Origin of the sequence: Pseudomonas sp. P39-UII1, from assembly GCF_039672635.1 — a bacterium.
Taxonomy (GTDB): Bacteria; Pseudomonadota; Gammaproteobacteria; order Pseudomonadales; family Pseudomonadaceae; genus Aquipseudomonas.
Map to the genome: position 1 here is coordinate 509,104 of NZ_JBDFPP010000002.1, position 18,460 is coordinate 527,563.

16 protein-coding genes and 2 pseudogenes are annotated in these 18,460 nt (G+C 58.8%); 8 read left to right on the plus strand and 10 right to left on the minus strand.

The genetic code is table 11. The features are described from left to right. On the minus strand, nucleotides 1-810 hold the full coding sequence (locus ABEH27_RS05045; protein ID WP_346612501.1) for a shikimate dehydrogenase: 810 nt from the start codon (nucleotides 808-810) through the stop codon (nucleotides 1-3). 299 nt (nucleotides 811-1,109) lie between these two features. Between ABEH27_RS05045 and ABEH27_RS05050 the strand changes: the two genes are divergently transcribed. Beyond that, nucleotides 1,110-1,880 (plus strand): IclR family transcriptional regulator C-terminal domain-containing protein, encoded by a 771-nt coding sequence (locus ABEH27_RS05050; protein WP_346612502.1) that lies wholly within the window; start codon nucleotides 1,110-1,112, stop codon nucleotides 1,878-1,880. 830 nt (nucleotides 1,881-2,710) lie between these two features. On the opposite strand, the gene ABEH27_RS05055 is transcribed toward ABEH27_RS05050, so the two are convergent. Then, the gene (locus tag ABEH27_RS05055) at nucleotides 2,711-3,115 is read right to left on the minus strand and encodes a MerR family transcriptional regulator (protein ID WP_346612503.1); all 405 of its coding nucleotides are present in this window, start codon (nucleotides 3,113-3,115) and stop codon (nucleotides 2,711-2,713) included. A gap of 73 nt (nucleotides 3,116-3,188) precedes the next feature. Between ABEH27_RS05055 and ABEH27_RS05060 the strand changes: the two genes are divergently transcribed. The 3 genes from ABEH27_RS05060 to ABEH27_RS05070 all read left to right on the plus strand — a co-directional run bounded on the left by ABEH27_RS05060 (nucleotide 3,189) and on the right by ABEH27_RS05070 (nucleotide 6,011). Beyond that, nucleotides 3,189-4,253, plus strand: coding sequence for an SDR family oxidoreductase (locus ABEH27_RS05060; protein WP_346612504.1), 1,065 nt, complete (start codon nucleotides 3,189-3,191; stop codon nucleotides 4,251-4,253). Nucleotides 4,254-4,447: 194 nt separating this feature from the next. Then, entirely contained in the window at nucleotides 4,448-5,254 is an 807-nt protein-coding gene (gene dapF, locus ABEH27_RS05065) for a diaminopimelate epimerase (RefSeq protein ID WP_346612505.1), read from the plus strand. 130 nt (nucleotides 5,255-5,384) lie between these two features. Then, on the plus strand, nucleotides 5,385-6,011 hold the full coding sequence (locus tag ABEH27_RS05070) for a VOC family protein (protein WP_346612506.1): 627 nt from the start codon (nucleotides 5,385-5,387) through the stop codon (nucleotides 6,009-6,011). 180 nt (nucleotides 6,012-6,191) lie between these two features. Here the strand turns inward: ABEH27_RS05070 and ABEH27_RS05075 are convergent, their stop codons facing one another. Further along, entirely contained in the window at nucleotides 6,192-6,731 is a 540-nt protein-coding gene (locus ABEH27_RS05075) for an XRE family transcriptional regulator (protein ID WP_346612507.1), read from the minus strand. Between ABEH27_RS05075 and ABEH27_RS05080 the strand changes: the two are divergent. Beyond that, nucleotides 6,670-6,801, plus strand: a pseudogene (locus ABEH27_RS05080) (EamA/RhaT family transporter); the annotation flags it as partial. The gene ABEH27_RS05075 and the pseudogene ABEH27_RS05080 overlap by 62 nt on opposite strands. Before the next feature lie 126 nt (nucleotides 6,802-6,927). Here the strand turns inward: ABEH27_RS05080 and ABEH27_RS05085 are convergent. Next, the gene (locus ABEH27_RS05085) at nucleotides 6,928-8,451 is read right to left on the minus strand and encodes an MFS transporter (protein WP_346612508.1); all 1,524 of its coding nucleotides are present in this window, start codon (nucleotides 8,449-8,451) and stop codon (nucleotides 6,928-6,930) included. 103 nt (nucleotides 8,452-8,554) lie between these two features. On the opposite strand from ABEH27_RS05085, the gene ABEH27_RS05090 reads away from it, so the two are divergent. Both ABEH27_RS05090 and ABEH27_RS05095 read left to right on the plus strand, forming a co-directional pair. Then, on the plus strand, nucleotides 8,555-9,457 hold the full coding sequence (locus ABEH27_RS05090; RefSeq protein WP_346612509.1) for a LysR family transcriptional regulator: 903 nt from the start codon (nucleotides 8,555-8,557) through the stop codon (nucleotides 9,455-9,457). A 741-nt stretch (nucleotides 9,458-10,198) separates the two neighbouring features. Further along, complete coding sequence (locus ABEH27_RS05095) at nucleotides 10,199-11,548, plus strand: DUF4303 domain-containing protein (RefSeq protein WP_346612510.1); 1,350 nt, start codon at nucleotides 10,199-10,201, stop codon at nucleotides 11,546-11,548. Between the two features lie 313 nt (nucleotides 11,549-11,861). Here ABEH27_RS05095 and ABEH27_RS05100 read toward each other — a convergent pair whose 3' ends face one another. Continuing rightward, nucleotides 11,862-12,146, minus strand: a complete 285-nt coding sequence (locus tag ABEH27_RS05100) for a hypothetical protein (RefSeq protein ID WP_346612511.1) — start codon at nucleotides 12,144-12,146, stop codon at nucleotides 11,862-11,864. 90 nt (nucleotides 12,147-12,236) lie between these two features. On the opposite strand from ABEH27_RS05100, the gene ABEH27_RS05105 reads away from it, so the two are divergent. Further along, nucleotides 12,237-13,229, plus strand: a complete 993-nt coding sequence (locus ABEH27_RS05105) for a hypothetical protein (protein ID WP_346612512.1) — start codon at nucleotides 12,237-12,239, stop codon at nucleotides 13,227-13,229. A 332-nt stretch (nucleotides 13,230-13,561) separates the two neighbouring features. Here ABEH27_RS05105 and ABEH27_RS05110 read toward each other — a convergent pair whose 3' ends face one another. The 5 genes and pseudogenes from ABEH27_RS05110 to ABEH27_RS05130 all read right to left on the minus strand — a co-directional run bounded on the left by ABEH27_RS05110 (nucleotide 13,562) and on the right by ABEH27_RS05130 (nucleotide 18,105). Further along, nucleotides 13,562-14,074: an IclR family transcriptional regulator C-terminal domain-containing protein gene (locus ABEH27_RS05110; RefSeq protein WP_346612534.1), complete on the minus strand. Its 513-nt coding sequence runs from the start codon at nucleotides 14,072-14,074 to the stop codon at nucleotides 13,562-13,564. Between the two features lie 54 nt (nucleotides 14,075-14,128). Then, nucleotides 14,129-14,332, minus strand: a pseudogene (locus ABEH27_RS05115) (helix-turn-helix domain-containing protein); the annotation flags it as partial. Nucleotides 14,333-14,467: 135 nt separating this feature from the next. Next, nucleotides 14,468-15,787, minus strand: a complete 1,320-nt coding sequence (locus tag ABEH27_RS05120) for an MFS transporter (RefSeq protein ID WP_346612513.1) — start codon at nucleotides 15,785-15,787, stop codon at nucleotides 14,468-14,470. Between the two features lie 177 nt (nucleotides 15,788-15,964). Next, nucleotides 15,965-17,167 (minus strand): CaiB/BaiF CoA-transferase family protein, encoded by a 1,203-nt coding sequence (locus ABEH27_RS05125; protein WP_346612514.1) that lies wholly within the window; start codon nucleotides 17,165-17,167, stop codon nucleotides 15,965-15,967. Continuing rightward, nucleotides 17,164-18,105: a hydroxymethylglutaryl-CoA lyase gene (locus ABEH27_RS05130; RefSeq protein ID WP_346612515.1), complete on the minus strand. Its 942-nt coding sequence runs from the start codon at nucleotides 18,103-18,105 to the stop codon at nucleotides 17,164-17,166. The genes ABEH27_RS05125 and ABEH27_RS05130 overlap by 4 nt, the downstream gene beginning before the upstream one ends. Nucleotides 18,106-18,460: the final 355 nt, after the last annotated feature.

Genomic DNA, 18,460 nt, shown 5'->3' on the forward strand with positions numbered 1-18,460 from the left:
TCAGATCTCCAGCGGCGTGACGCCCATGAAGGCGCCGAGGTGGCCGAGTTGCGCAAAGGCCATTTCCGGCCCGGTCTGGATCGAGCAGCCATGCTGGCGCGCACGCTGCAGAAGCGGCGTGATCTCCGGCGAGGTGACGACATCGGCCACATGCGTGGACGGCTGCAGCGTGGCCAGCATGGCTGCTGGCAGTGGCAGCTCGCCGGTCCCGCCCATGCCGACGGGCGAGGCGTTTACCAGCAGGTCGAAGCCTTCCAGTGCAGCGAACTCGATCGCGATGGCAAGGGCAGGGAAGGCCTTGCCGAGCAGTTCGCCAAGCGCCCCGGCACGCGCTGCGTCAGGGTCGCTGAGGGTGACCTGAGCGGCACCCGCTTCACCCAGCGCATAGGCAATCGCGCTGCCCACACCACCACAGCCGATCACCAGCGCACGCTTGCCTGCCGGGTCAAAGCCATGCTTGCGCGCGGCCCCCAGAAAACCTGCACCGTCGACGTTGTCGCCGACCAGGCGACCGTCGCTTTCGCGGCGCACCACGTTGACTGAGGCCAACGCCGAAGCACGTTCGCTCAGGCCATCCAGGCGCGTGGCGAACGCCTGTTTGTACGGCACGGTGACCACGCAACCGCGCAGGTTGCGCCAGCCGCGCAGGCTGCCAAGAAAGGCATCCAGCGCGGTGGGGTACAGGTCGATGGGCAGCATCGCCAGGTTGCGGCCGTTGTTGCTGAACCAGGTGTTGAAGTTTTCCGGCGATTTCACTTGGGCGATGGGCGAGCCGACGATGGCGACCAGCTCTGTCGAACCTTTGATCATGATGACCTCTGTTTTTTGCTGTTGTTGTGGAGGAGAGGGTGACTCGGCTGTGGGGGCGCAACAATGCGCTTATCGATGGTTTACTGCGATAATCGCAGTGCTGTAGCGGTAATCGCGAGAATGGGGCTTTTCTGTCAGGCATAATCCCGTAGCAGCGGGCTTGCCCCGCGAAGACGCCAGCCGGAGCAACCGAGGTGTATGGCCAGGGCGTTGCCCTGGTTCGCGGGGCGAGCCCGCCCCCACACGCTTTGGCCAGGCTTGAGTGACCTGGATTTGAATGGGAAGCCTGGACTGAAAGCATGGACAAACACGAGATACACCCCCGTGACCTGATCGCGGGCTTGCAGAAAGGCCTGGCGCTGATGCAGCTGTTCAGCGCCGATCAACCGCGCCTGAGCGTTCCCCAGGCGGCCAGGCAGTCCGGCCTCACGCCCAGCGCCGCACGGCGTTTTCTACTGACCCTGGTGCACGAAGGCTTCGCCGAAACCGACAACCGCCACTACTGGCTCACCCCCAAGGCCCTGCGCATCGGCCAGGCGTACGTGGATTCCGCGCAGTTGCCGCGCATGCTGCGCCCCATCGTCGAGCAGGTGGCCCGGCAGACCCAGGAGCATGTGTCGGTGGGCACCCGCGACGATGACGAAATCATCCACCTGGTGCGCAGCCGCTACAGCCACATCGCGTCGCTGTCGATCCGCCCCGGTTCGCGGGTGCCGATGTACTGCACCGCCGGCGGGCGGGTGTGGCTGGCAGCGCTCGGCCAGGCCCAGCGCGATGACTATTTTGCGCGCAACCCGTTACGCGCGCTGACACCCTACACGGTGACCGACCGGCCGGCGCTGGAGGAAGAGCTCGAACGGGTGAGCGAGCAGGGCTACTGCATCGTTGACCAGGAATATGAAATTGGCATGCGCGTGGTTGGCGTACCGTTGCTGGACCGGGCAGGCCGGTTGCAGGCAACGCTGACGATCACGACGCATGCGTCGAGGTTGAGCGTTGATGAGATACGGCTGCGCTACCTGGCACCGCTTTATGAGGCGCAGGCGCTCTTGAGACCGGTGTTTGATTGAGCATGGGCAGGAGGAAGGGGATAGCTGATATCGACCTGATACAGATAGTCATGGCGTTGGGGTCGGGGACGTTTAGGGCGCTTGATCTGACAGACGCTTAAAAAAGATAACAACTTTATGCTCTACAGCTACTGTCGGGTTTGGTTCGAAAGTGCCTGGTCACCACTGACCGCTTTTGACCCATGGCGGACATCGAAGGCCGGGGCCGCTTCGCGGCCCATCGCCGGCAAGCCCGGCTCCCACAAGTACTGCACAGGCCCGGAGACTGGTTACATCTCTGTGGGAGCCGGCTTGCCGGCGATGAGGCCGGTACTGACTACAGGGCGTTGGCACGGTGTCCGCCATGGGGCGTTTGCGGTCATTTACGACCGGCAGCTGTCGACCCGAAGCGGTCCCTGTATGCCCTGGGGTTAGTGCGGTGTTCGGATGTGTTCGCCTTGAAATCTTCAGCGCCTGTGAGATCGAGCGCCGCCCGCGCGGGGCATCGCGGATAAATCCGCTCCTACGTTTGCTTCAGGCCAGTAACGTCAGTGACAGACGCGCGCGAACCCTTGTTTGTACGACTCGATATTGCGTCATGCACCAAGGCGGTCGCGCGCACCCCTCCGACATAATTGGCCAAAAACAAACGTAGGAGCGGATTTATCCGCGATGCCCCGCGCGGGCGGCGCTCGATCTCATAGGCGCAGACGATGTCATGGCGAAAGTCCGCAATGGGTCGAAAGCGGCCGCTCGTGAGGGACAGCTTCGACCCTTAACAGCCATTACGCATCGGCAGTAATCGGCCAGCCGCCAGGGGGAGGGGCCACGTTAAACGGTTAAGCCGGGTACTATTGCGTTGCGGCATGCCCATTTACAGCAAGGTGAGGAATGGTCTGTCCGAGGGCTACGGCACTGGCTTCAAGCTTCACACGCTCTGCTTCCAGAAAAACATACGTGGCTTGCAAGGTGGTGATCTTCGTCTTGATTTCGGCCATCTTGCTGGCGACCAAGGCCGCGCCTTGCGCGCAATTGATCATATTACCCCGCCTGGCTGCAAGAATGTCGCCAATCTCGGCGAGTGAAAAGCCCACGCCCTGAGCACTCTGAATGAAGGCCAGATCAACAACGGTCTGATCGCTGTAGCTACGATAGTTGTTGGCCTGTCGATGGGCCACGATAAGCCCGAGTTGTTCGTAGTAGCGCAATGCATGGCGTCCAATTCCACTGCGGCGCTCCAGCTCTCCAATGTTCACATTAAAAATTCCTTGACCGTAGAGCAGGCTCTACACCTTAGCCTGCGCCCATCACCCAAACAAGGATTCAGGCATGAGCGTGGAATGCTTCGTCACAGGCGGCAGTGGGTTTGTAGGTCAACATTTGCTGGCCCATCTTACCCTGACAGGGCACAAGACCTGGGTGCTTATGCGCACCCCAGCAAACATCGAGCACCTTAGGGAGCAGGTAGGCCAATTGGGCGGTAACCCTGCCTGTATCCATGCCGTTGAGGGCGATATCAGCAAAGAGGGGCTTGGGCTCAGCGAGACAGACAAGCAGCGCGTGTCTTCCACCGCTGTGGCCTTTCACCTCGCGGCGGAATTTTCCTGGGGGCTGACAATGGAGCGCGCCCGCGAAGTCAATGTGCAAGGGGCGCTGAGAGTCGCCAGGCTTGCGGCGAGCCAGCGCATCCGCTTGCTGATGGTGGGCGGCTACATGCTGCAAAACCTTAGCCACCTGGCCAGTATCGGGGTTGACCATGAGTGCCCTGAAAACACGAACTGGCCCGCCGTCTACCGCCGTGCAGGTGGCTACGAAGGCAGCAAGCTCGAGTCCCATTTTGCGGTCATCCGTTACATGCAGGAAGCGGGCGCGGAGTACACGATCGTTCATCCTGCTACGGTGTGTGGCCACAGCGAGAGTGGGCACATTCTGGAAGGACAACCTCTGGCTGAAGTCATTCGAAATCTGGCACAAGGCCGGTTCAAAGCTGTCCCCGGCTCCACCAGGCACTGGTTGCCATTAGTCAGCGTCGATTACCTCGTGACAATGATTATTTGCGCGGCGTTCGACCCCGTGATGGCCAACCAGCAGGTTCTGGCACTCGATGAGCACACACCCAATTTGCAGGGACTGCTAGAGCAGATAGCGAAAACGCTGAATATCAATGCACCCCGCCGCCATGTAGCGATAGGGTTTCTGAGATGGATTTTGACAATTCCCGGACTGGCGGCCCGATTCGCGATCAGCGCCGAGTCGTTGAACTTTATCCAGACGCAACGCTTCGACATGAGTCATAGCCGGCAACTGGAACTGAAGTATCATTTGTCACATCCCGATATGGCGCGAACTTTGGAAAGAACAGCGCGCTACGTCAAAGGTTACTTGACCCACTGAAGCAACCACATTCGGCAATAGGCTGGGCCACGCCATGCCATAACGCTTGGCTTGACATACTCTTGTTCGAGGGTGCCAATTGCGGCCGATGGCTGCTTTTCACGAAGGGCAGCAGTGGCTCGAAAGCGGCCGTGTGCTATGTTTACAACTCCATTCATTATTCCCCGTCCCCAAGCGTCTTGGTCTCACAACTCATGCAGTTCATAAAATATCACGCGGCTGGCAACGACTATCTCGTCTACCACGACAAAACGCCATTCGGTTGCTCTCCGCTGGCCATCTCGGTGATATGCGACCGGCATAGAGGGCTAGGCAGTGACGGCATCTTGGTTCCTGTCATCGAGCCAGACAAGATGCTCTCAGTGCAGATTCTCAATACCGATGGCTCCGAGGCAGAAAAGAGTGGCAATGGATTGCGAATCCTATGTCGCTACCTTTGGGATCAGGGCATCGTATCGCACGAACCCTTCGAGTTGTTAACTAAAGGCGGTAAGGTTCGTTGCCAGGTACTTGACGACGGCCGACGCATTTCCATTGCCATGGGTATGGCTATATTCCCCGAGAACGAACGACACTCAATGGAAGTCGATGGCATGCGCCTGCACCTGAACCTTGTGTCGATGGGCAACCCGCATTGCGTGGTGTTTGTCGATCAGACAACTGAGGCACTTGCACGCCAGCTTGGGCCAACCATCGAGCAATTGCCGCTCTTCCCAAACAGAACCAACGTGCAATTCGTGAACGTTGTCGATCGCCGAAACCTGATGGTGCAGATCTGGGAGCGTGGCGTCGGCTATACCCTATCTTCAGGCACCAGCAGCTGTGCCGCTGCGGCAGTCTCACGACGACTCGGGTTTGTTGACGATCATGTGACAGTGCACATGCCTGGCGGTCAGATCACCATCGAACTCGATGAGGATAACCACGTACTCATGAAGGGCCCGGTGTGCAAAATTGGGAGGTACTGGTTGGACCCGGAGTGTCTGGCACAGATCGGCTGAATACGTGGCACCTCTGTATTCGCCGTTATCGCGTGAACTGATCAAGCGTAGGTAAGTGGAATTAAGATCGAGAGTGCTGGATGAAGAGTAGGTAACATACGAGATTCATTGATCAGGGAGATAAAAGACCATGAGGCGTTCAACCTTGGATCATCTGGTCATTGTTTCACCGACCCTTCCGTTGGGGGCGCAATTTATTGAGCGTCAGCTTGGAGTACGGTTGCAGCCAGGGGGTGAGCATCCGCGCATGAGCACTCACAACCTGCTGCTGCGGTTAGGGGAGTCTTTCTATCTTGAAGTGATAGCTCCGGACAGTAAGGCGCCCTTACCCACCAGGCCTAGGTGGTTTGGTCTGGATGGACTGAGCGCGCAAGCGTCGCCATATCTAGCCCACTGGGTCGTGCGTACAGAGCATCTGGATACCGCAGACGGAGTATTCCGGGATGTTTTTGGCGAGATTGAACCGATGAGCAGGGGAGCGCTTTCGTGGAAAATCACCATTCAGCCTGATGGGCATCTACCTCTGAATGGGGCAGTCCCGAGCTTGATCGATTGGGGCGAATCGGAGCATCCGGCTCAGAGGCTCGGTGATCAAGGCTGCGAATTGGAACGCTTGGAAATTGCTGTACCGGATCCCCGTTTGGTGGAACGCCAACTGGAGTCTATCGGTTTTACTGGCCCGGTGAGTGTGTTACGCAGCGAGCGATATGCATTGAAAGCTTATATCAATACACCGAATGGCCTGGTCATCCTGTGACCTGCAACCTGTCTTTATGGTGGAGGAGACCGATGATGGCGAGTCACGAGCTTGCGGCATGCGACAGGCAGCTTTTGCCCAGTGTCCTCAAATCATCGACAACCGGTCTGGGGCGGTTCGCGCCTCTGGATCGGGCTGACCATCCTTGTCGTCCTCGCATCAGATCGGGCTACCGCCCACTCAAGGGTGCTCGATCACCATCACCGCCGTTGTGTCTGTCGCGAAGGCTTCGAACACGTGGGGCAGGTGCGCCGAATAACTGATGTAGTCGCCCGCATGCAGCAAAACGGGAGCGCTAGCCGGGCCCACGTTTGCGCTGCCAGTGCACAGCACCACGTGCTCGACCGTGCCAGGGGGGTGGGGTTGCGAAAAACGCGCCTCGCCGGGCTGCACCTTCAATCGGTATATATCGCGTTGCACGCCGGCTGGGCAGTCGGCCAGCAGGGTCGCAGCGTAGTTGGAGGCTTCGGCGTAGGCCGTTATGCCCTCGTTGGCTCGGATCACGCGCAGATGCTGCTGGGGCTGTTCGAAAAACTTCGTCACCTGCAAGCCCATGGCTATGGCCAGCGACCATAGGGTCTCGATGCTGGGGTTGCCGATACCCGATTCGAGCTGTGACAAGGTCGACTTGGCAACGCTGGCGCGCTTGGCCAGTTCGGTCGATTGGCTTGCCTTCAGCCATCCCCTCGGCGTGCTGCAAATGGCCGGTGCTGCCGCCATCCTGCTCGCTGCGGCAGGCATGAACTTCGGCTGGACGCTGACGCGTGCGAAGGGTCAGGAAGCGGCTTGACACCTGATGCAGCGCGCTGGGCCTGTTGATCACTGCGAGTAGCATGATCAGCCATGGGCATGGTCGCTTGTTTCGATGAACAATTAGGGGCAAAAGAAAGCGGGCTGCTAGGCCGGCAAGGGGCCATTACCGGCCAGTGCGTGGCGCGGCATGGGGTGTCGACGAGGGTGCGCGGTCGCGCAGCGCCCAGCGGCTGATCAGCGCTGCGCTCAATGTCAGCGCGGCCAGCCCGTAGCACAGGGCCTTGAAAGCTTGGGAGTACAGGCTCATCAGGCCTGCGGGGCTGAGGGGCTGGGCACTCGACTGGGCTGCGGCAAAGTTACCGGTGGCCAACTCGGCTGCGACCCTGGCGGCGTTTTCCCCAGGCAGCGCACCCGCCAGCTGGCCTTGCATCAGGCTGTTGAGCACAGACAGCGCTGCGGCAACGCAGATCGCCTCACCGCAGGCGCGCATGGTAGTGAAGATGCCGGTAGCCATGCCCGCTCGCTCGACCGATACGACCTTGATCGACAGGTCGTCCATCAGTCCCCAGGGGATTGCCGAACCGACGCCAATGAGTAACATCGGCCAGCAGAACGCGAGCCAGTCACTGCCCACCTCTACAGACGCGAGCCAGATCAGCCCCAGACCGGCCAGCAACAAACCGGTACAGCAGAGATTGGCGGCGGCGAGATGGCGGGCGAGCATCGCCGAGAGGAAGGGCACCATGAGCATTGGCAGGGACAGCGACATCATCAGCAAACCGGCCTGGCCGGTGCCTAGGGTCTCGACCCCGACGAAACGCAGCGGCAGCAGGATCAGCAATACGATGAAGCTCAACGCAGTGGCGATGGGCAGCAACTGAACGCCGATGAAGCGTCGGTCGCCGAACAGCGAGAGATCGAGCATGGGGCGTTGCTGGTGCTGCTCGATGCGGATGAACAGCGCAAACAGCAAGACGCTGGCGCCGAGCAGGGCAAGGACGCTGACGCTGCGCCAGCCATGGGCGGGAATCTGCATGATGGCGAAGGTTAGCAGCACCAGCATGGCACTGAAGGCCAGCACGCCGGCCCAGTCCAGTTGACGGGCGCCGGGATCGCGGGTTTCGTGCATCCGCGCCGCTGCCAGCAGCCAGGCCAGCGCCCCGAACAGAGCACCCAGCAGGAAAATCGCACGCCAGTTGAGGAATTCGACCAGGGCCCCCGAGATAACCGGCCCGAATGCCAGGCCGAGGCCGAACGCGGTGCCCAGCAGGCCGAATGCCTTGGTCCTGGCATGGCCCTCGAACTCTTGCGCCAGGGTTGCCGCCCCCCCGGCCATGGTCAGTGCCGCTGCGATGCCTTGAAGGCCTCGCATCACGTCGAGGAAAATCACATCCAGGGCGCAACTGACGATGACCGAAAGGATCGTGAAACTGCCGATGCCCCAGCAGAACATGCGTTTGCGCCCGTAGAGGTCGGCCAGCGTGCCGGCCGCCATGATCGAGCTGCCGAAGCTTAGGGCGAACGCATTGACTACCCAGGCCAGGGCGATCGCGCTGCCGCCCAGGTCGCTGCCGATCGCTGAAAGGGCCATTGCCGGGCCCGTGTACTCGAGGGGCAATATCAAACCGGCCATACACACTGCCAGTAACACCGGTGCACGCCGCTTGGATTCGTTCCGGGCCGCCATTCCTTGGTTCCTTACCTTGTCTGATTCCTGGACTTGACGATGCTATTCGAGGGATAAATGCACTTGAAGAGGACAATATCCAAAAGAGAATTGCGGTTCGTGCATGAATGATGACATTTCGCTATGGCGCTTGTTTTTCCGCATTGTCGAACGCGGCAGCCTGACCAAGGCTGCTGATGACCTGGGCTTGGAACCCTCGTCGGTGAGCCGACGGATCGCTTCACTGGAAAAGCGCCTGAATGTTCGGCTGCTCAACCGCACCACAAGGCAGGTCACGCTTTCAGAGGCGGGGGCCAGGGCGTATGAGCAGATGAGGCCCCTGATTGAGGAGATGGAACGGGTAATCGCCGACCTCGACGGCACAGCGCCGCAGATCGCCGGGGCTATCCGCATGACGGCGCCGGTCAACTTCGGTGAACGGCACCTGGTTCCGTGGCTGACCGCGTTCCAGCAACTGCATCCCCAGGTGGTCGTAGACCTGGTGCTGTCCGATTACAGGCTGGACCTGAGTGGCGAGGCCATCGACTTGGCGCTGCGGGTGGGCGACTTGCCCGTCTCCGACATGGTCGCCCGCAAGATAGGCCACATGCCCAACGTGCTGTGTGCCAGTCGCAGCTATGTGCAGGCGCACGGGCTGCCTACCAGGCCACAGGACCTGGTTGGCCACCGGGCGATCCTCTATTCCCTGGGCCAAGAGCGGCACCGAACCCGCTTGCGCTTGTGTCGCAACGGCAAGGAAATGTCAGTCGAGCTGCGTGGGGTGTTCTACCTCAACAATGCCGGGGCAATCCTCCAGGCGGTGCGGCAGGGCGCCGGCATTCATCCTGGGCCGCGCTGGCTGTTCGAGGAAGGCATTCGTGCCGGTGAGTTGGTCGAGCTGCTGCCGGACTGGGGGCTGGTGGGGCTGCCTGTGCACCTGCTGCGCTTGAACAATCGCTACGAAGCCCCTCGTGTCAGGGCATTGGGTGACTGGATTGAAAAGTGCTGGGCTGAGCAGATGCACTGAGCCTCTCATATCGGATCGAGTCACCCATGAGCCAAACCGCATCATCAAGACGCGTCTGCACAAAGACTTGACTCGTCATGAACATCGTCGCAAACCATAGCCGTGAGCCTGGGAACAAAGGGAAATCGGTGGGCAGAAAGCCCCGCCACGACTGAGAAAAAAGAGCAGCTAACGGCCATGGCGGACATCCAGGCCGGGGCCGCTTCGCGGCCCATCGCCGGCAAGCGCGGCTCCCACAAGTACTGCACAGGCCCGGTGTGGGAGATTACCCAGCCCTTCGGGCTGCGCTGTCGCGCAGAGAAACGCCCGCGAGCGCGCCGCATACCCTGTATGAGCGGCTTCAACCGCGAAGCAGGCGCCGCGGTGGATGGCACCGGCTTCGCCGGTTTTCGTGGCTGAAGCCGCGCCCACAGGATCCCCGCCAAATCAGTACGCCAAGTGCGCCCGCCGAGGGAGCTTTCGCTGTTCTGCACGCTACTGAGAAGGGCGAACCGTTATGAGCAAAGCGGTTGGGCTGGAACGACGAAAATGGCAAAATCCAATACTTTGCAGTGACTATTGTCGACCCTTTGCGCAGGTACACTCATGAGCGACATTGAAGTACTGTCCCTGTCTCCTGGTTAAGCCCGACCCGGGTCGAACTCAAGCTGCGCAAATACCCCGGCCATCTCGCACCTCGGGGGCTCAATGTGATTATTGAGTGTGCGCTGCGTATCGCTGAGTGTGGCGATGGTACGCACATTGAACTGGCTCGCCTGGAAAGCACCCTTGAGGGGATGCTCGATCTGCTCGACTGAGCTTGTTTGTCAGCAAGGACCTGAATTGATGAATTGGAAAGCTCTGGAGCAAGCGCTGTTCGAGGCTGCTAGAAAGCCGCTGCAAACGCTGCTCGATGAGGGCGGTAGCCCTTTATATGCCGCAGCGTTTCATGCCAGCTACCGGGAAGAAGAGGCGGTTTTATCGCTGCCCAACTTTGCCGCCAACAGCCTTGAAGCACTCAGCGAAGACTTCCCCGACGAGGAAGACGAAAGCTTCAGTTCGGTCAAGTGGAACCCGGTGGACTGGCGCTGGGATTGGGAAATCTGCTCTGGTGAGCCGCTCACGCGGCTCGATGATGAGCTGCAAGCGCACGCCAACCGGCTTGGCCCGCGCCAATGGCACGCGGCTGAGCAACGCTTGCTGGTCACCGTAAGCCGTGCCGCCAGGTCGCTGGGCCGGCATTTCAGTCAGCATCCTGGTGTGACGCCTGGTTTCGTTGTGATTTTTCATGACTTTGCAGGCTACATGCCCTTGGCCAAGCGCAGCATGACCCGCCAGCAGTTCGAGAATAATTTCCCTGTCGAGCTGGCCATTGAAAACACCCTGCGCGATGTCGCTGCTCTGCCGCTCACCGAGCAGGTCGCGTTCTACGTCAGCAGCTTGCATTGTTCGGAAGGCATTTCGAGGGAGGACGCAGAGCGCTGGCTGATTGCCAACGGCCGTTGCGCACAGGCAGCGCTTATCGATCAGCTCAACGGGGATAGAGAGCCTACCGCTGCCGCGCGTATCCTCGGGCTGGCCGGCTTGGCTGATGGGCCCGTCATCCAGGCCCTGCGCCGGCAGGCGATTGAGGCCTGTGAGCAGCCGACCCGCAACTGGTGCACAAAAGCCCTGGGTTACCTTAAGGATTTCGACTGGCTGATGCAGCAAGCGCCCGATGTCGCTGTCGCGGGTATTTGCGCCAACTTCGACGGTTTCCGCTGGCGGGGCGTGGAGCCACCGGTACTGGACTACACGCCCGTTGAGCGTTTGCTTGATCAGCGCCCTGAGCTTCAGACTGCTGTTGAAGCAGCCCTGGAAGAACTCAACGGCCAGATCGATACCACCACTGCCGATGTCAGCGAAGCGTTACGCGGGATTGTTTCACCTCAGGCAGCCATTCGTCGTCATGCTGTGAGTGGATTGAACAACCGTGGCCTGCTGCCCGGTGACGCGCTTCGAGCCATCGATGGGCTACACCTGGCAACAGAGGATACCGATGAGCAGGTGAGACACCTAGCGGGTCTAGGCCTGAAAGCTATGAGTCCCAGCTTTGGTCATCGTCCCTGCTGAGTGCACCTGAGCCTGGATTGAGGTTAACTGACTTCCTCAGGGCGTGAAGCGGACTTTCCAGCCCAGGCGATATTCCAACAGGCTCACCAACTTCCTGGCACATCCCAGGCAATCCGGCCGTTCGAGCATCTTCCCCAAAGGTGTTTACCTGACAGGCTCCATTGCAGTTGCGCAAGACCACTGCATTTGGCGTCGTCGGTTTTCAGTGCCAGCGATCGCCCACTTTGCCGGTTTCATGCAGATTGCCTCCTTGGCAGTGTGGCGGTGCGGGCTCGCTCCTTGTCGAGACTGCTCAACCGAAGATATGAACGGGTTAGAAGAATGGAATTAATGTGGCAACTGCCGCACCGGATTGAACCAAGAGCATTACCGAGAGCCATTTGGGCTCCCGCCGGATAAACCAGTAAACCCCGTTGAATATCATTGAAATCAGGTTGGTGAGCCCTAGGATGACAAATGCAATGGCGCCCGAGATATTGACGGGTGAAGTGGTTGGCGATTGCAGCACGTAGAGCGCCAGGATCGGGCCCAGGATGACTGTTGTGATCGAAAGGCCAGCGACCGTACGGGTAAGGAGTAAAGCCTCGTCGGGCGTCATGCTGGGGATTTCCTTCTCTGATCGGGATTGGGGCATCACTGCCAATGGGTCTATTCTGCGGCGTTCACATAAGGGTTAACAAGGACGTCCATGATTCCCGTCGATATGCCGGTCATGTTGCTCGGCTACATGATCTACATTTTTTCCGAGGTTTTTCTCTGGCTTTTCATCGTCGGCCTGATCGCCTTGCTGGTGCCGCGAAGCCGTCGTTTCATGGTAGCTCGGCGCTGGAGGTTCGGCTTGTTGCTGATGTTGCTGGCAGTCGGGAGCGTGCCTTACATCGAGTCCAGCTACAGGCTCTGGCAGGATTGGCGTGCGCACAATCCTCGCCTCGAACACGAGGAGGTGCTCGGTGACCTGGTGCTTCCGGCTGGTACGCGGGTCCATCTGCAAGACCTGGAGCCTTTTAACGACCTGTCCGGCGATCCCGTGCCCTATGGCATGCAGAGCCTGGATCATGCTGATTTCGACCGCACGCCAGGTCACATCATGGGCATGCCTGTGCGTCGTCTGAAACTGGCGCAGGGCCATGGTTTCGCTACGGTCGAGACCCTGTCGGCCCATGACCTGGCAGGATGGAAATGTGAGCCTGGGGAGATCGAGTTCGATTTTCCGTTCGGTGCTCATTTCAAGTTTTCCGAATGGAAGATGAGTCGATGCACCCTGGCGCCCGGTACCGAGCTGGGCGGCATCATTTGGCCTGGGCCGGTAAGGGTATCCTCCAACACTACTGGTTGGCTGGCCGAATCAGAAGAGAGCCCGGTCAAAGTACTGGGGATCGAAATGCGCTCGCTGATCATGTTCCTGGATCGCCCATATGGGGAGGGGCGCTGGTGGCAAGGCCACGCGAACCAGCCCTTCGACTTCGGCCCTATTCACTATCCGGCCGACATCCAGGTCAGCCTTGATCAAGGTCAGATGCTGTTCAGTCTGCCACCGGACGCACAAGCCCAGGATCGACGTACCGGAGCGCCCATAGAGGGCGGTCAGACAGTGGTCCAGAGCATGGCCGGTCAGGTGTTACGAATACGCACCAACCGCTCCATGGGTGTTTATTTTCCTGACGACATCATAGTGCGCTGATGCTCGATGAGCTGAGGCGGGCAGCAGTGTCGGCAATGGGTCGACATCTGCCGGTCGTAAACGACCGCAAACGACCCACTGCGGACACCGCCGCAACGCTTTGAGTCAGTACTGTCCTCATCGCCGGCAAGCCGGCTCCCACAGAGATATAACCAGTCTCCGGGCCTGTGCAGTACTTGTAGGAGCCGCGCTTGCCGGCGATGGGCCGCGAAGCGGCCCCGGCCTTCGGATGTCCGCCATGGGCGAAATAGGTCAATGGTGACCGGCTGCTCTCGACCCATAGCTGTCATTGGCGAATGAAAGCAACCGACTCAATGCAGAATTCTGCAAGCCTATTTTTCACCAGTATTTTGTAATGCGGCGAGTAACTCTTGATTGCTTCCCCCGAGCAGACTTGTCGCCTGGGCTGCGCGCTTTAGCAGCATCAGGCGAGCCGCTTGCAGCTGATCCTTGTTGAAACGCTCGGAAGGGCCTGACAGCGTGAGAGCACCTTTAAACTCGTGGGCGACGCCAAACACAGGGGCCGAGATCGATGATGTATCCGGGTCACGCTCCCCGAACGAAGTTGCCCAGAACTGTTCCCGCACCTCAGCTAAAGCGCGATCAGCCGGCGGGCCAAATGCTCTGAGGATCTTCCCGGAGGCTCCAGCATGCAGCGGGAATCGGTCCCCCTCGTGAATGCTGAAGCGCACCGCGCGCTTGGGTTCGACCCTGAAGAGTACTACTCGGATATCGTTCTCGATCACGTAGAACGAAGAGGTCTCCCCACTCTCTTCAGTCAGTGCCTCAAGCACTGGATAGATCGCATCGCGTAGGCGGAATGAGGATTGGTAAATCTGAGCCAATCGCAGGGGCTCATGACCCACAGCGTACTGCCCGTCAGTCAGTCGCCTGATAAACCCAGCCCTCTCCAGAGAGCTCATGAGCCGAAGGATGGTGCTCTTGTACAAACCAGTGCGACGAGCGATCTCAGCTAGCGGGAGAGTGCTTCGATCAGGTTCGAAAGCCCCGAGAATTGCGAAGGCTCGATCAACAGCTGCCACCCCTCCGTCAGCATTGTTCTTGGAAGCTTCGGCTACCGCAGGCTCATTTTTTGGCGACATCGGACTTGTTCTCGGCGCAATCGTGAGAAAGCGGCCCCTTGAAGGGGCCGTTCAGATGGCTGATACCTTACCTGTGAGTAGGGTTAGCAGCCAGTCCATTGTCCAGACAACGTTCTGCATTACCGACACCAGATGTCAGGCATCACGCATAAACAGTCGCAGGGACAATGCCATCACGGCGGCGAAGAACAGGATGCATCCCATGACCATCAGGCCCGTTGTGAAAGATTGGGTGTAGTCCTTCAGGAAGCCCATCAGGTAAGGCCCGACGAACCCGCCAAATGCACCGATGGAGTTGATCAGAGCAATACCCCCAGCAGCAGCTTGACCACTCAGGAACTTCGCCGGCAACGTATAGAAGATGGTTTTCGCCGAGATTGTTCCCACCAGGGCAAGGGTGATCCCTGCCAGCGCTGGAATCAGGGCGTTCATGTTCACCGCAAAGATCAAAGCAAGACCGGCCAGTACCAGCGCAATGATCAGGTTCAAGATCCCACGTCCGCTCCGGTCGACATGCTTGGCCCAGAACAACAGGCCGATGGTTGAGAAGAAGTACGGAACTGCAGCGATCCATCCAATCAAGCTTATTTCAACACCCTGCGCCTTCAGCATTTGCGGCAGCCAGATACCGATACCGTAGGTGCCGATGGTGAAGCTGAAGGTGATTGAGCTCAGGATCCATACTCGCGGATCCTTCAATGCTGCTGTGAAACCGTGGCTTTTCTGGGTATTCGCCTTTTCCTTCTCCAGCATGCCAGTGAGAGCGTCCTTCTCTTCTTGGGACAACCACTTGGCCTCACTAGGCCGGTTGGCAAGCACCTTCAAAGTGATGAGACCCAGGACGCAAGCTGGCAAACCCTCAATGATGAACATCCACTGCCAACCCGCGAGCCCCCAAGCACCGTGCATTTGAAGCAGGTAGATGGAAAGCGGCCCACCTACAAGGAAAGAGATCGGCGTTGCCACCGTGAACCAAGCCAGTACCCGGGTACGGTATTGAGCTGGGAACCAGAGGGTGAGGAAGAAGATTACACCAGGAAAGAAGCCGGCCTCGGCAACCCCCAAAAGAAAGCGAATAACATAGAAACTATAAGGGCCGATAACGAATGCCGTAGCTGCTGCCGCAAGCCCCCAGGTGATCATGATTCGAGCCATCCACAGGCGTGCGCCGAACCGGTACATAGCCAGGTTACTGGGGACTTCACAGAGGCAATAGCCCACGAACATGATCCCTGCACCCAGGCCAAACTGAGCGGCAGTCAGCCCTAGCTGGTCAGTCATCTGCAGGGCTGCATAACCGACACTGGTGCGATCCAGGTAGTTGAAGAAATAAGCCAGTGCCAGCAATGGGATTAGGCGCCAAGCGGCCTTTTTCATTGCTCTTTGCTGCAACGCAGATGTGACTTCAGGCTGCGGCATGGACAAATGGGTATCCGGGGTCGTGACATTAGCCATGACTGTATCCTCGGTTTTGTTGTTATGAATACCGTGGCTGGATGGGCCATCGGAGAGCGCAGACCGGCGGTACGTCCCGTACCTTTAGTGCTGCTGATTTCGCCCGAGAGTCATTTCGAGCTCGACGTAAAATTTCACCTGGAGCGGGCAGTCAAAGGAGGCCCGCCCCAATCTGGATCAAACGGTCTTAATCGCGCCGGTAGACTCGAGCTGAGCGATCTCGTCGTCTCCGTAACCCAGCTGTACAAGCAGCTCTCTAGAGTGGCTGCCTAGGGGCGGGACATTGATACGAGCACCAAAACGTTGGCCGTTCATTTCAATAGGCAGCATCGGCACCTTCACCTGCTCACCGTCTGGCAACGTCAGCTCTGCCATACCGCCAGACTGATTAAGGTGCTCATCCGCAAACATGTCTTCCGGTCGCTGAATGGGGGAAAACGGCAGGCCAGCTTTCTCACAGAGTGTCATCACGGTCTGCTTATCCATGGCAGACAAGCGCTCTCGCACCCTAGGAATTATTCGGTCTCGAGCCTGAACGCGCTGGTTGTTCCGACTCAGTTCGGTGTCATTTCCAAATTCAGGGAAGTCGAAGGTTTCGCAGAAAGAGACCCACTGGCTGTCGCTGACGACGCCCATAAAGACTTGCTCACCTTCCTGGGCAGTCTCGAACACGTCATAGATGGCCCAAGCCGAAATCCGGCTTGGCATTGGTGCCGCCGCTTTACCCGTTACGACTTTCTGCATCATGTGCTGAGCGACCAGGAAGGCCGAGTTTTCAAACAGACCGGTCTGCACGAACTGACCACGCCCCGTTTCTTTGCGCTGCAGCAGGGCGGCAAGAATCGAGACAGTGCTGAACATACCGCCCATCACATCGTTGACAGAGGCTCCGGCGCGCAACGGACGCCCGACTGGCCCCGTCATGTAGGCCAAGCCCGTCATCATCTGTACGACCTCATCCAGCGCCGTGCGCTTCTCATAGGGCCCTGGCAGGAAGCCCTTCATCGAGCTGTAAATGATGTCCGGCTTGATGGCCTTGACCTGCTCATAGCCCAGGCCCAATTTCTCCATGGCGCCAGGGCGGAAGTTTTCGGTGACGACATCTGCCGTGGCGAGCAATTTCTTCACCGCAGCCATACCCTCTTCAGACTTGATGTCTACCGCAAAACTCTTCTTGTTGCGGTTGTAGGTCATCCAGTAGCCGGCGCCAGATCCCATCAGACGGCGAGTATTGTCACCCTCTGGAACGGGTTCTACCTTGATGACCTCAGCACCGAGATCGGCAAGCAGCAACCCGCAGGTTGGGCCCATCACCATGTGGACAAACTCCACCACGCGAATGCCTGCCAGAGGCAGAGACTTCTCTTCTTGCTGGCTCATACAGCCTCCTTCGCATAGGTGAAGTTCTTGCCAACCCCGGCATCTGGGATGAACCCGTATACAGGCTCGCCAGGTAGCCCACGACGAAGTACTTCACGCGCCGCAACGAGGCGATCGATGTCTACGCCGGTTTTCAGGCCCATAGACTCGAGGAGATACACCAGGTCTTCGGTGACGATGTTGCCCGAAGCACCCGGCGCGTATGGACAGCCGCCCAAGCCGCCTTGGGAACCATCGAACGTCTTCACGCCTGCTTCCAGTGCCGCGACGACGTTGGCCAGACCCTGGCCGCGAGTGTTGTGGAAGTGGGCGCTGCCTGCGAGCGCGCCGAGCTCTCGGAACAGGCGAGTGAACAGTCGACGCACTTGAGCGGGGTTGGCGTAGCCAACCGTGTCTGAAAGGCCGACCTCGTCCACCCCCAGCTCCGCCATTTTCAAGGCAATCGCCATGGTCTCGTCGTCCGTCACGACGCCTTGAAGCGTGCATCCGAAGGCTGTCGAAACGCCGGCTTCGATCAGGACATTCGGGAAGCGTTCATTACGCAAGGCAACGACCGCCTGAACCTCATCGAAGACTTGAGCGTGTGTCTTGCGGATGTTTGAGATCGAGTGCTGTTCGCTCACGGAAATCGGCAGCGTGATCTTGTGCACACCGGCGTTGAAAGCGGCTTCGGCACCCTTGAGATTCGGCACCAGGGCAGTGACGAAAAGATCGGGCAGAGTCAGGGCGTGGGCTACTACCTGGGCGGTATCTGCCATCTGCGGCAGCAGCTTTGGCGATACAAACGAGCCGACCTCAATCTCTTTCAGACCGGCATTCGCCAGAGCCGAAATCCACTCCAGCTTCAGCTCGGTGGGCATTGTGGCCTTGACGCTCTGTAAGCCATCCCTAGGCCCAACTTCACTGACGAGGATGTCGATATCTGTCGCTTCTTTCATGGAGGTTCTCCTGTAGCTGGGGAGAGCCTGCCCGAACATTCATGCAGTGCAGCTTCGATGGGGAGCGCTGTTTTTATGATTGTTCTGTCAGGCAGAATTAAGTTCTGTTCTAGTATCTACCCACATTTTTGCACCTGTCAATGAGGCTAACGATGAGCGGATGTCATTGGCTTTCATCTGGCTGATAGAGAGAGATGGAGAGTTTCCAACGGGACTTGACAGCATTGAAAATAGCTTGGAAAGTGTTCCGTCAAGAGCAATGACGTTCTGCTCAACAGAACATACGCTCGAAACAACAAGATATCCCAGGCAACGTACACTGATGAGATCGGCCCAGACCCTGCCGTTTGAGCCT